Annotated in this window: 11 protein-coding genes; 6 read left to right on the top strand and 5 right to left on the bottom strand. The window is 62.1% G+C overall.

The features are described 5' to 3' along the window. The first annotated feature begins 71 nt into the window (after positions 1 to 71). From POF45_RS12065 to POF45_RS12055, 3 genes are all read left to right on the top strand, one after another. Positions 72 to 1,721, top strand: coding sequence for an acyl-CoA dehydrogenase family protein (locus POF45_RS12065; RefSeq protein ID WP_282315749.1), 1,650 nt, complete (start codon positions 72 to 74; stop codon positions 1,719 to 1,721). A 174-nt stretch (positions 1,722 to 1,895) separates the two neighbouring features. Then, positions 1,896 to 3,395, top strand: a complete 1,500-nt coding sequence (gene amn / locus POF45_RS12060; protein WP_259503279.1) for an AMP nucleosidase — start codon at positions 1,896 to 1,898, stop codon at positions 3,393 to 3,395. 69 nt (positions 3,396 to 3,464) lie between these two features. Then, positions 3,465 to 4,103: a pseudouridine synthase gene (locus POF45_RS12055; protein WP_282315748.1), complete on the top strand. Its 639-nt coding sequence runs from the start codon at positions 3,465 to 3,467 to the stop codon at positions 4,101 to 4,103. On the opposite strand, the gene POF45_RS12050 is transcribed toward POF45_RS12055, so the two are convergent. Together POF45_RS12050 and POF45_RS12045 are read right to left on the bottom strand one after the other, a co-directional pair. Then, complete coding sequence (locus POF45_RS12050; protein ID WP_259496837.1) at positions 4,098 to 4,307, bottom strand: DUF2788 domain-containing protein; 210 nt, start codon at positions 4,305 to 4,307, stop codon at positions 4,098 to 4,100. The two genes, POF45_RS12055 and POF45_RS12050, sit on opposite strands and share 6 nt — an antisense overlap. Positions 4,308 to 4,447: 140 nt before the next feature. Beyond that, complete coding sequence (locus POF45_RS12045; RefSeq protein WP_007937367.1) at positions 4,448 to 4,927, bottom strand: Lrp/AsnC family transcriptional regulator; 480 nt, start codon at positions 4,925 to 4,927, stop codon at positions 4,448 to 4,450. 416 nt (positions 4,928 to 5,343) lie between these two features. Here POF45_RS12045 and POF45_RS12040 point away from each other — a divergent pair, with 416 nt between their 5' ends. Next, positions 5,344 to 6,369 (top strand): DUF6515 family protein, encoded by a 1,026-nt coding sequence (locus tag POF45_RS12040; protein WP_282315745.1) that lies wholly within the window; start codon positions 5,344 to 5,346, stop codon positions 6,367 to 6,369. Here POF45_RS12040 and POF45_RS12035 read toward each other — a convergent pair. Beyond that, positions 6,363 to 7,259 carry a cation diffusion facilitator family transporter gene (locus POF45_RS12035; RefSeq protein WP_259496833.1) on the bottom strand — a complete coding sequence of 299 codons (897 nt, stop codon included), beginning with the start codon at positions 7,257 to 7,259 and terminating at the stop codon, positions 6,363 to 6,365. The two genes, POF45_RS12040 and POF45_RS12035, sit on opposite strands and share 7 nt — an antisense overlap. A gap of 14 nt (positions 7,260 to 7,273) precedes the next feature. After that, entirely contained in the window at positions 7,274 to 7,693 is a 420-nt protein-coding gene (locus POF45_RS12030) for a polyribonucleotide nucleotidyltransferase (protein WP_259496832.1), read from the bottom strand. A gap of 159 nt (positions 7,694 to 7,852) precedes the next feature. Between POF45_RS12030 and hrpB the strand changes: the two genes are divergently transcribed. After that, positions 7,853 to 10,369, top strand: a complete 2,517-nt coding sequence (gene hrpB / locus POF45_RS12025; protein WP_259496831.1) for an ATP-dependent helicase HrpB — start codon at positions 7,853 to 7,855, stop codon at positions 10,367 to 10,369. Between the two features lie 133 nt (positions 10,370 to 10,502). Here hrpB and POF45_RS12020 read toward each other — a convergent pair whose 3' ends face one another. Beyond that, positions 10,503 to 11,432, bottom strand: coding sequence for a LysR substrate-binding domain-containing protein (locus POF45_RS12020; RefSeq protein ID WP_259496829.1), 930 nt, complete (start codon positions 11,430 to 11,432; stop codon positions 10,503 to 10,505). A 226-nt stretch (positions 11,433 to 11,658) separates the two neighbouring features. On the opposite strand from POF45_RS12020, the gene POF45_RS12015 reads away from it, so the two are divergent. Further along, positions 11,659 to 13,149: an aldehyde dehydrogenase gene (locus POF45_RS12015; protein ID WP_282315744.1), complete on the top strand. Its 1,491-nt coding sequence runs from the start codon at positions 11,659 to 11,661 to the stop codon at positions 13,147 to 13,149. Positions 13,150 to 13,156: the final 7 nt, after the last annotated feature.

Here is a 13,156-nt window from a genome sequence, read left to right as displayed (position 1 = left end):
GGATATGCCACTTTGTTCTGCCTGGGGGCGGTGCTTAACTGAATCCCTTGGTTGTTCAAAGGAGGCCCGTCATGAACCTGCACCAGTTCGCCGAAACCCACGAAGTCACCAACCAGCCGCCGTCGCTGGACGGCACCAACCTCTATCGCATAGACCTTCCCTTGCAGGAGTGGTCGCGGCGGTTTGGTGCCGGCTGGGCCGAGTCGCGGATCGATGCCTACGGTGCGCTGGCCGGGGGGCCGCTGATGGCGGCGGGGTTTCTGGCCAATGAGAACAAACCAGTATTTTCCAGTCATGACCGCTACGGTCACCGCATTGACCTGGTGGAATTTCACCCCGCGTATCACGAGCTGATGCGCACGGCGATCGAGCATGGGCTTACCTCGTTGCCTTGGGCGCATCCGCAACCGGGTGCGCATGTCGCCCGCGCTTCCATGTCCTATCTGCACAGCCAGGCCGAGGCGGGTAGCGGTTGCCCGCTGACCATGACCTTCGCCAGCGTCCCGGCCATGCGCCTGCAACCGGACCTGGCCGAGCAATGGCTGCCGAAAATCCTCGCCACCGAATACGACCCGCGCAACGTCGGCATGGCCCACAAGGCCGGGGTCACCATCGGCATGGCGATGACCGAGAAACAGGGCGGTACCGACGTGCGGGCCAACACCACCAAGGCGTATCCGGTGGGGGCCAGCGGGCCGGGCCAGGCGTATGAACTGGTGGGCCACAAGTGGTTCTGCTCGGCACCGATGTGCGATGCGTTCCTCACCCTGGCGCAGACCGACAAAGGCCTGACCTGTTTTCTGCTGCCACGCCATCGCCCGGATGACACGCGCAATCAGTTCTACATCCAGCGCCTGAAGAACAAGCTCGGCAACTGCTCGAATGCGTCCAGCGAAGTCGAGTTCCGTGGTGCGTTGGCGTGGATGGTCGGCGAGGAGGGCCGGGGTGTACCGACCATCATCGAGATGGTCGCCATGACCCGCTTCGATTGCATGGTTGGCTCCAGTTCGTTGATGCGCCAGGCCCTGACTCAGGCCAGCCATCACTGTGCCCACCGGATGGTCGGCGGCAAATTGCTCAGTGAGCAGCCTTTGATGCAGAACGTGCTGGCCGATCTTGCGCTGGAAAGCGAAGCCGCGCTGGCCTTGAGCCTGCGCATGGGCCGGGCGCTGGATCATCTGGACGATAGCCATGAAGCAAAATTCGCCCGGCTGGTGACAGCGGTGGGCAAGTACTGGATCTGCAAACGGGCCCCGGCCATGATCAACGAAGCCGCCGAATGCATGGGTGGCGCGGGTTATGTCGAGGACAGCATCCTGCCGCGCCTGTACCGCGAGGCGCCGGTCAACTCGACGTGGGAAGGCTCGGGCAACGTGCAGTGCCTGGACGTGCTGCGAGCGTTGTCGAAAGAGCCGGGGGTGCTGGATGTGCTGTTCAGTGAGCTGGGTGATGGACATGGCGACAAACGCCTGGCTGCGCATATTGCTCAATTGCAGAGGGCGTTCAAAGATACCAGCGACATCCAGTATCGCGCCCGACAACTGACTGAAGACATTGCATTGGGGTTGCAGGCGAAGCTGTTGCTGGAGGCGGGCAATTCGGCGGTCAGTGATGCGTTTATCGCCAGTCGTCTGGGATCGGCGGGGCGGGTGTACGGGGCGTTGCCTCGGGGGCTGGAGGTTGAGGCGATCGTTGCCCGGTCAACCCCGCAAGGCTTCTGAACACCCCAATCCCCCTGTGGGAGCGAGCCTGCTCGCGAAAGCGATGTGTCTGCAACATTGATATCGACTGACACGCCGCCTTCGCGAGCAGGCTCGCTCACGCAGTGGATCTTCATGAACACAACATTGTGTATCACCACGCCACTGTTCCCGTCAGCCAGCGATACAGGCAAGATGAAGGTCTGCAAGTCAGAACACAGGAAGCTGATCGTGACCGAAGCGTTTATTGTCGTTCAAACCGCCGAACAAGCCGTAGACCGGCTCGCTGCTCTGCACGAGCGTGCCACTTCTGCATTGAGCCAGGCGCTCAAGCGTTACCTCAAGGATCGTGTGGAGCCGGACGCCGAACAGCGTGCGATGTTTCGTTATCCCGAATTGCGCCTGACCTACCTCTGCCAGGGCGAAGTCCCGCAAACCACCCGTGCCTACGCCAAGGTGCAGTTGCCGGGCACCTACAGTGTCACCGTCACCCACCCGGCGGCGTTCCGTAAATACTTGCTGGAACAACTGGTGCCGCTGATGCACGACTTCACCGTGACGGTGGAAGTGGGCGTCAGCCAGCAAAACATTCCGTATCCGTATGTGGTTGAGCAGGGCGATGAACTCGCCGGTTCCGGCGTGACCGCTGCCACACTGGCGCGGGTGTTCCCGAGTACCGACCTGTCCGCCGCCACCGATGGCATTGCCGATGGCCTGTACGATTGGGAAAACACCGATCCGCTGCCACTGGCGCTGTTCGACGCGGCGCGGGTGGACTTCTCCCTGCGCCGGCTGGTGCATTACACCGGCAGCGACTGGCGTCATGTGCAGCCGTGGATTCTGCTGACCAACTACCACCGCTATGTGGACCAGTTCATCGTCCATGGCCTGGAGCAATTGCGCAGCGACCCGCGTTTCGTGCGCATGGTGCTACCGGGCAACGTGATCATCGAAAAGAGCATGGATCACGGTGAAGCCTCGGCGATTGCCGCTGGCGTGGTCTGGCATCGCTACCAGATGCCGGCCTATCACCTGATCGCCAACGATGGTCACGGCGTGACACTGGTGAACATCGGTGTCGGCCCGTCCAACGCCAAGAACATCACCGACCACTTGGCGGTATTGCGTCCGCATTGCTGGTTGATGATCGGTCACTGCGGCGGCCTGCGTCAGTCCCAGACCATTGGCGACTACGTGCTGGCGCACGCCTACATGCGTCGCGACGGGATTCTCGACCGGGTCGTACCGCCGAACATCCCGATCCCGGCCCTGGCTGAAGTGCAAATGGCGCTGCAGCAAGCAGCGGCCAATGTCACCGGCGAGAAGGGCGACGAGCTGAAAAAACGCCTGCGCACCGGCACCGTGCTGACTTACGACGACCGTAACTGGGAACTGCGCTGGGCTCAGGAACGTCCACTGATCAACCTGTCTCGCGCCGTCGCGGTGGACATGGAAAGCGGCACGATTGCCGCCCAGGGTTATCGCCTGCGGGTGCCGTATGGCACGTTGCTGTGTGTCTCGGACAAGCCGCTGCACAGCGAAATCAAGCTGCCGGGTTCGGCCAACGCCTTCTATGAGCGCGCGGTCAGCCAGCATTTGAAGATCGGTATCGAGGCGGTGGACCTGTTGCGCACCGAACTCAACTCGCTGCACTCGCGCAAACTGCGCAGCTTCGACGAGCCGCCGTTTCGCTGATTCGCGATGGTCATTTGACGGTCAGGGCACTAGCATTGTCAGCCCTGACCGTTAGATGTTCCTTTCGCCATGTCCTCTCGTCCGCCACGTCCCGTTTCCCGCCGCCCTGGCGCGAACAACCCGTCATCTGCCCCGCGCCGTGTCGCCAAAGCGCCACCGGCCGAGCCGAAACTGATCCTGTTCAACAAACCCTTCGATGTGCTGACGCAATTCAGCGACGGTGAGGGGCGGGCGACGCTCAAGGACTTTATCGAGATTGCGGGGATTTACCCCGCCGGACGCCTGGACCGTGACAGCGAAGGCTTGCTGTTGCTGACCAACGACGGGCAGTTGCAGGCGCGCATTGCCGACCCGAAACACAAGCTGGCCAAGACGTATTGGGTGCAAGTGGAAGGTGAGCCGAGTGCCGAACAGTTGCAGCGTTTGCGTGACGGCGTCGAGCTGAACGACGGCATGACCTTGCCCGCCGAAGCGCGGCAGCTGGAAGAACCGCAGCTGTGGCCACGCACCCCGCCAGTGCGGTTTCGCAAAAGCGTGCCGACCAGTTGGCTGGAGTTGGTGATTCGCGAAGGGCGCAACCGTCAGGTGCGGCGCATGACGGCGGCAGTGGGTTTGCCGACGTTGCGTCTGGTGCGGGTCAGAATTGGCGACTGGACAATCGAAGGGCTCGATCAGGGCCAGTGGAAGGAAGTGCCCGCACGTTTATGACGAGCTGTTTTCGATGTAGGCAATGACGACGCTTTTGATGATGAACGCGAGAATCCCCAGGCCCAGCACGAAGAACAGAATGAAGGTGCCGAACTTGCCAGCCTTGGACTTCTTCGCCAGATCCCAGACGATGAAACCCATGAAAATGATCAGGATGCTGACCAGGCCGGTCATCATCCACTCTTCGAATACGGCAGGATCCATCGTACTTCTCCAGCGCGGGCAAGGCTAAAAGGGCCGGGCGAGTATACGCCATGGGGGATTGGCCAGGCATTGACCTGCGTCGGTGTGTCACAGAGTGTTTATGCATACCTGTGGTGAGGGGATAAATCCCCTCACCACAATCAGCTGCGAAGATGAGTCAACGGCAGTTCGGTGCTGTTGAGCACCTGATTCAACACAAAACTCGAGCGCACACTCGTCACGCCTTCAATCCGGGTCAGATGCCCCAGCAGCAGTTTCTGATAGTGGTCCATGTCCGGCACCACCACTTTTAGCTGATAGTCGGCGTCCATCCCGGTGACCAGGCTGCACTCCAGCACCTGGGGCAGGGTGCGGATGGCCGCTTCGAAGTTTTCGAAACGCTCGGGCGTGTGGCGATCCATACCGATCAGCACATACGCGGTCAGGCTCAAACCGAGCATCTTGCGATCCAGCAACGCCACCTGACGGGAAATGTAGCCGTCGTCTTCCAGCTGCTTGACCCGCCGCGAGCACGGCGAAGGCGACAGGCCGATGCGTTCGGCCAGTTCCTGGTTGGAGATGCGCGCATCGCGCTGCAATTCAGCCAGAATGCTCAGGTCGTATCGGTCGAGTTTGCTCATCAATCAGGCCTTTGTCATAACTATTGCGGCAGATTATCTATCCAGGGTTAAAAATTGCGCAAGTGGTGTTTCTTTACGCAATCTTCGCAATCCGCTGCCGGCACCTCAAGCCTATGATTAACACCAGAATCACTGCTCGGACAAACAGTCCAGTGCGGCTCGCCCAATCAGGCCAGCTGCGGTCGCCACCCCCCACAGGGGCTGAGCCGGCCCCCGAGCTACACACTGTCCACAAGACGGCGTGAGGTGAGCCGACGTCAAAAGCGTCGAGCACGGACGAAGTTCTCAAGGGGAGGCCGACGGGTCTCCCCTTTTTATTGCCTGCGAAATAAGTTGCGCGACTGATAACCTGTGGCAGAACCGGCCTGTGCTTTTTCAGTCTTACGTATAGGCCCTAATCCGCAGTGAGGAAAAGCATGAAGTCGCGCATCTGGCGTTTGGCCGGTGTTGGTTTGCTGTGTGTAAGTGTCAGTGCGCAAGCGCTCGCCGATGAGCCGCAGAACCGTGGGCCCGAAGGTGGGCAGCGCGGTGAGGAACACCGTGGTAACAATGAGGGGCATGGCGGCAATAACCAGGCGCATCCGCAGAATGCGCCGCAACCGAACAATCAGCCGCGTCCGCAGAATAACGAGATCATTCGCGGGGAGAACAGCCGCCAGTTCGAGCACAACGGCCAGAACCGTCCGGCTCAACAGCCCAATGTTCCAAGTCGTCCGGCTCAACCGGCTGCCAATCTGCCGATCCAGGGTCGTCCCGACACGGTGCAACAGACCCAGGAGCCCCGGCGTGGTTATTACAAGGACGAGCCGCAGCGCAACAATTACAACCAGCACTGGCAGGCGGGTGGTCCGGGCTCACATCCCGATGATCGTCGCTGGCCGGGTCGCCCGGACGGACACGGCAATGGCTGGGGAGCAGGTCCGCAGTACCGTCCCGGTCAGGTGATCGATCGCTTCCCGGATCGCAACTTCCGCGTGCCTTATCGTGGCCAGGATTACTTCTTCTCCGGCGGCTACTGGTATCGCCCGCAAGGCCCGCGTTATGTGGTGGTCGCGCCGCCGCGCGGCATTCGTGTGCACTACATGCCTGACTACGCTCGCGAAGTGTGGGTCGGGGGGGCACTGTTGTTCCTCGCAGCGGGCTCGTATTACGCCTACGAAGAAAGCACCCAGGACTACGTAGTCGTAGAGCCACCCGTGGGCGCTCCGGAGCCGCAACCCCAGCCAGCCAGCAATGGTTATGACGTCGTGGCCTATCCGGCCAATGGTCAGTCGCCGCAACAGGTTGCGCAAGACGGTGCAGATTGCTCGCGCTGGGCTACGCAGCAAACCGGCTTCGATCCACGAGCCGTCACCTATCAGCCGGACCCGTCGGTGGTGCAATCGTACCGCCAGGCCGAGGGCAACTGCCTGGCCAGTCGCGGTTATCAGGTGACTTACTGAGCCCTGGCGCTTAACACCGCTTCCTGCGGGTCGGCGTGCACCAGCACTTCGGCTCGCGGGTAGGCGGCGTGAATGGCGTCAGCGACCTGATCGCTGATGCCATGCGCCACTGACAGCGTCAGTTCCCCTGGCAACTCCAGGTGCAATTGCACGAACCAGTGACTGCCGGAAATCCGCGTGCGCAGGTCGTGAGCCCCGAGCACGCCCGGTACGCCACAGGCCAGTTCCATCATGCGCTCGCTGACATCCGTCGGCAGTTCCTCGTCCATCAGCACCGCAAAACTTTCCCGGGCGATCTGCACCGCGCTCCAGAGAATGTAAGCGGCAATCCCCAGGCCGAACCACGCATCCAGCTGATGCCAGCCGAACCCGGCCAGCACCAGCGCCACCAGAATGCTGCCGTTGAGCATCATGTCCGAGCGGTAGTGCAGGGAATCGGCACGCACCGCGTTGGAGCCGGTTTCGCGAATCACCCGATGTTGCAGTATCAACAGCGCCAGCGTCAGGCCCAGGGAAAAGATGATCACCCCGATGCTGATCCACGGTGCGCCGACCGGTTCCGGGTGTTTGAGCCGTTCAATCGCCTGCAACGCGATCAACACCGCACTGCCACCAATGAACAAGGCCTGAGCCATGCCCGACAGCGATTCGGCCTTGCCGTGGCCGTAACGGTGATCGTCGTCGGCCGGGCGCAGGGCGTAATGCACCGCCAGCAGATTGAGCAGCGAGGTGATGCCGTCGAGCGCCGAGTCGGTCAGGCCGGCGAGCATGCTCACCGAACCGCTCAGCCACCAGGCGATGGCCTTGGCGACGATCAGCGTACACGCCACGGCCACAGAGGCACGGGTCGCCAACCGCAGCAGGCGGGCGTGTTCGGGGCTGGTGGTCATAACAGAGCGTTCCTTTAAACGGCAGGTTTGAGGCCGAACATGGCCAGTTGCTGGGTGCTGCCTTTGTACTGGATCAGACGTGGGTCATCGAGCGGGAGATTGCGGCCCAGTTCGCTTTGGAGAATAGCCTGCAACTTGTGGTTATCGACCTTGCCATCGGCGCCGATCGCTTCCTTGAGTTTCTCTGGTGCTACCTGCGCGGTGTGGCCCGGCTCGAAATAAATCGCCCCGGTGGCGAAGTCCACGGCAAAGGCGACCAGACCGGGGATGATGTAGAACAGCAGGCCGACGGCATCGAGCACCGCGATGGCCGGGTCAACCTTGCCGTCAATCTGGCCACGGCGATCCGGGTAGAAAATCGAACCGCACGCGGTGATCTGGGTCAGCAGGGTGGCGACCAAAACACCGCCAATCAGGCGAAAGGGAACACGCATGGGGAAATCTCCTGAGTCATCTCGAAAACGATGGGCGTTGAATAATCTTTATCGGTCAAATGCAATCCCCCTGTGGGAGCGGGCTTGTGCCTAACAGTAGGACCGTGACAAACACCAAGCAGTTCGCCGTTATACTCGCCGCTCTGTTTTGGAGCCAGCATGATTTCTTTGCCGATTGATGAAGTTTTACCCGCCCTGCGTGAAGCCCTCGCGACACGTCACGAAGCCGTGCTCGAAGCACCGCCCGGCGCCGGTAAAACCACCCGCGTGCCCCTGGCTTTGCTCAATGAGGCGTGGCTGGCCGGGCAGACCATTCTGATGCTCGAACCGCGCCGGCTGGCAGCGCGGGCGGCAGCGGAGCGGTTGGCCAGCGAGCTGGGTGAGAAAGTCGGCGAGACGGTTGGCTATCGCATCCGACTGGACAGCAAAGTCGGGCCGAACACCCGCATCGAAGTGGTCACCGAAGGCATCCTCACCCGGCGCTTGCAGGATGATCCGGCGCTCGAAGGCGTCGGCTTGCTGATCTTCGACGAATTCCATGAACGCAGCCTCGACGCCGATCTGGCACTGGCCCTGAGCCTCAACGGGCGCGAGCTGTTCCGTGACGACCAACCGCTGAAAATCCTGCTGATGTCGGCCACACTGGAAGGCGAACGCCTGGCCAGTCTGCTCGATGACGCGCCGATCCTGCGCAGCGAAGGCCGCATGTACCCGGTGGCCATGCGTTGGGGGCGGCCGTTTCAGCCCGGTGAATTCATCGAGCCCCGGCTGGTGCAGACTATCCTCGAAGCCCTTAACGATGAAACCGGCAGCCTTCTGGTGTTCCTGCCGGGGCAGGCGGAAATCCGGCGGGTGCATCAACAACTGGCCGATGCGCTGGGTGACAGCAGCAATGTGTTGCTTTGCCCGTTGCACGGCGAACTCGATCTGGCCGCCCAGCGCGCCGCGATTGATCCGGCCCCGGCGGGCAAGCGCAAAGTGGTGCTGGCCACCAACATTGCCGAGACCAGCCTGACCATCAATGGCGTGCGCGTGGTGATCGACGCCGGGCTGGCGCGGGTGCCGCGTTTCGACCCCGGCAGTGGCATGGCTCGCCTCGACACGCAGCGGATCTCCAAGGCCAGCGCCACTCAGCGCGCCGGCCGGGCCGGGCGACTGGAGCCCGGTGTGTGTTATCGCCTGTGGTCGCAGGATCAGCACGAGCAACTGGCGGCCTATGCGAGCGCAGAAATTCTGTCGGCGGATCTGGCCGGGCTGGCCTTGCAGCTCGGTCGCTGGGGCGTGACACCGGGGCAACTGGTGTGGCTGGATATTCCGCCGGCTGCTGCTTATGCACAGGCCCAGGACTTGCTCGAACGACTCGGCGCGCTCGACGGCGAAACCCTGACCCGACACGGCCAGGCCATGGCCGAACTGCCGGCCCACCCGCGCATTGGTCATTTGCTGCTGCGCGGTCAGGCGCTGGGCTTGGCGGACATGGCGTGCAATGTCGCGGCGCTGCTCGGCGAGCGCGATATCTTGCGCGGCGCTGGCGCCGATCTGCACAGCCGACTGGTGTTGTTGTCCGGTGAAGAAAGAGCGGCTCGCGGGGCTCAGGGCAGTGTGCAACGGGCCCGGCAACTGGCGCGGCAGTATCGCGGTTACCTGCGCGGTCAAGCATCGGAGCCGGTCGGCGATCCCGATCACCCGCGCTGGCTCGGTGCGTTGTTGGCGCTGGCCTACCCGGATCGCGTTGCTCAACAGCGTCGAGCCGGTGGTGCCGAGTATCGCCTGGCCAACGGTCGCGCAGCCTTGTTCGCAGAAGCCGACAGTCTGATGAAACAGCCGTGGCTGGTAATCGCCGATCTGGGCAGTCGCCAGGGCCAGCGCGAGGAACGGATTTACCTGGCGGCGGATTTCGATCCGGCGCTGTTCGATTCGGTGCTGGCCGAGCAGGTACGTTGTGTCGATCAACTGGACTGGGACGAACGTGAGGGCGTGTTGCGTGCCGAACGTCAGCGCAAGGTGGGTGAACTGATCCTCAGCCGCGAACCGCTGACCGGCCTCGACGAAACCGCGCGCAGCCAGGCGTTGGTGAATCTGGTACGGCGCAAGGGCCTGGAGCTGTTGCCATGGACCCCGGAACTGCGCCAGTGGCAGGCACGGGTGGCGTTGTTGCGGCAACTGGACCTTGCTGGCAAGGGTGAGAGTGAATGGCCGGATGTCAGCGATGCGGCGTTATTGAAAAGCCTCGAACACTGGTTGATGCCCTATCTGGGCAAAGTTTCGCGGCTCAGTCATTTTGCCCATCTGGATCTGTCGAGCATTGTGCATAACCTGTTGCCGTGGCCGCTGCCGCAACGCCTGGATGAACTGGCGCCGCATCATTTGAGCGTGCCGTCGGGTTCCTCGATTCGTCTGGACTACAGCGAGCAACCACCGATTCTGGCGGTGCGCCTGCAAGAGCTGTTCGGCCTGGCCGAAACCCCGCGCATTGCCGGTGGCCGGCAAGTGGTCAAGTTGCACCTGCTGTCCCCGGCGCGGCGACCAGTGCAGGTGACCCAGGACCTGGCGAACTTCTGGCGCAGCACCTATGCCGAGGTGAAGAAGGACCTCAAGGGCCGCTATCCCAAGCATTACTGGCCGGATGATCCGCTGGTCGCCGAAGCCACTGCACGGATCAAACCCCGCAAATAAGCCGTGAACACAAAATCTGTGGGAGCGGGCTTGCTCGCGAAAAAGATGTGTCAGACGACATCAACGGCGACTGATACGCCCTCTTCGCGAGCAAGCCCGCTCTCACAGGTTCTGTGTATAAGCTGAAAAATTGTTATGTGGCCTGGTTGGATCGCTCGGCCCTGGCCGTCAACTGCTCCCGACAATAATCGGCAAACAACTGCGCCGGTTTGGTCAGTTGCCCGCGCTTGAGCCACGCCGCCACCAGCCCTGATCCGGTAACGTCCTCGACAATGTCCACGCACACTACTTTCTTGCCGTCATAGGTGCACTCCGAGTGCGGGCGGGTGACCAGGATCGAGAAGCCGAAGCCTTGCCCGACCATGCCCCGTACCATCTCGATCGACGGCGAGCTGAAGGCAATGTGCGGGGTCAGGCCCAGCTCTTCAAACAGGCTGACGAAGTAAGTCCGGCTCGGTTGCACGTCCAGCAGAATCATTGGCTCCAGGCACAGATCACGCAGCGACACCTGTTTGAGCTGGGCAAAGCGGTGATCCGCCGGCAGCAACGCGTACGGCTGTTGCGCCGGCATCAACGGTTCGGTCTGGATGGTGGCGTCGAGGTCGTGTTCATACAGGATCGCCAGGTCGAAGGTGCCCGCGGTCAGGCCTTGCACCAATTCCTGCTGTTCGCCGTCGCGAATGCGGATGCCCACCCCCGGATACAGCGCCGAGAACCCGGCGATCAACTGTGGCAAGTACAGCGGTGCGACGGTTTCGAAGCAGCCGATATCAATCTGCCCGGCCACGATGTCGTTGTCAGCCAGGGCGTTCTGTTCGAACTCCTTGGCCATGCGCAGCAGTTCCTGGGCCTTGCGGTAGAAGCGCGCACCACTGGGGGTCAGGGAAACGCCCTGGGCGTGATGGCGAATCAGCAGTTGCACACCGAAGCTGTCTTCCAGTCCCTTGATTGCCGTGGAGATGGCCGGCTGGGCGATGTACAGCTTGCGCGAGGCCTCGGCGACGCTGCCGCATTCGACGGTGGTGATGAAGTACTTCAATTGACGCAAGTTGTAAGCGGCCACGACAAACCTCAGGGTTGGATGGAATGAACATCCAGGCAATTTGCGCGCCGCCCGCATCCGTTCTGACGACGGTGTTGTTGTGCCTGAACAATAACCACATGCGCCTCGACTGGGGAACCTGGCTGCCCAGTTTTTTCATGGTCTGCGAAGACATTTTTACTATTTTTCCCGTACGCGGGCCTGGGCCACCATCGATTGCACAACAAAGCCAAAGGAGTGCCGGAACGTGTTCGAGCTTGCATATTGGCAGCGCCAGGCCGCTGCGTTGAAGTTTCCCGATCAGGCGCTGATTGACGGCAAACCCTGTGCGGCGCAGTCGGGGCAGACGTTTGCCGCGATCAACCCCGCTACCGGCCAGCGCTTGGCCAACGTGGCAGCGTGTGGCGAGGCGGACGTGGACGCGGCGGTGCGCAACGCGCGGCAGGTGTTCGAGGCCGGCAGCTGGTCTGCGCGTTCGCCAACAGAGCGCAAGCAGGTGCTGCTGCGCCTGGCGGACCTGCTGATGGCCCATCGCGAAGAGCTGGCGCTGCTCGACTCGCTGAACATGGGCAAACCGGTGATGGACGCCTACAACATCGACGTGCCGGGCGCCACCGGGGTGTTTCGCTGGTACGCCGAGAGCCTCGACAAGCGCTACGACCAGATCGCCCCCAGTGCCGCGAACGTGCTGGCCACCATCACCCGCGAAGCTCTGGGGGTGGTTGCCGCCGTGGTTCCATGGAATTTCCCGCTGGACATGGCCGCCTGGAAGCTCGCGCCGGCCCTCGCGGCCGGTAATTCGGTGATTCTCAAACCTGCCGAGCAGTCACCGTTTTCTGCCTTGCGCCTGGCCGAGCTGGCGCTGGAAGCCGGCCTGCCACCGGGTGTGCTGAATGTGCTGCCGGGATTGGGCGAGCAGACGGGCAAGGCGCTCGGTTTGCACCCGGACGTCGATTGCCTGGTGTTCACCGGCTCCACCGAAGTCGGCAAGTATTTCATGCAGTACTCGGCGCAATCGAACCTCAAGCAGGTGTGGCTGGAGTGCGGCGGCAAGAGCGCGAATCTGGTGTTCGCCGATTGCGAGGATCTGGATCTGGCCGCCGAAAAAGCCGCCTTCGGGATTTTCTTCAATCAGGGCGAAGTCTGTTCGGCCAACTCGCGATTGCTGGTTGAACGTTCGATTCATGACGCGTTTGTCGAGCGCCTCAAGGTGCAGGCCGAGCGCTGGCAGCCGGGCGATCCGCTGGACCCGTCGAGCCGCGCCGGGGCCATTGTCGACAGCCGCCAGACGGCCCGCATCCTGCAATTCATCCGCAGCGCCGAATCTTTGGGCGCGACGCGGATTTGCGGCGGTGGGCAGTCGATCTTCAACGGCAGCGACAACTTTATCCAGCCAACGATTTTTACTGGCGTGCGCCCGGACATGCCGCTGTTTCGCGACGAAGTGTTCGGCCCGGTGCTTGCGGTCACGGCGTTCGATGACGAAGCCCACGCCTTGCGACTGGCCAACGACAGCGTCTATGGCCTGGCGGCGTCGCTGTGGACCGAGGACTTCAATCGCGCCCACCGCGTGGCGCGGCAATTGCGAGCGGGCACGGTGTCGGTCAACAGCGTCGATGCGCTGGACGTGACCGTGCCGTTCGGTGGCAGCAAGCAGTCCGGTTTTGGTCGCGATCTGTCGCTGCACTCGTTCGATAAATACACTCAGCTGAAAACCACCTGGTTCCAATTGCGCTGATAACAGG

Source organism: Pseudomonas fungipugnans, from assembly GCF_029955235.1.
In the GTDB taxonomy this organism is placed as follows: Bacteria; Pseudomonadota; Gammaproteobacteria; order Pseudomonadales; family Pseudomonadaceae; genus Aquipseudomonas; species Aquipseudomonas fungipugnans.
Note: the sequence above shows the minus strand (reverse complement) of the source record. Positions and strands in the feature narration are given on the sequence as shown.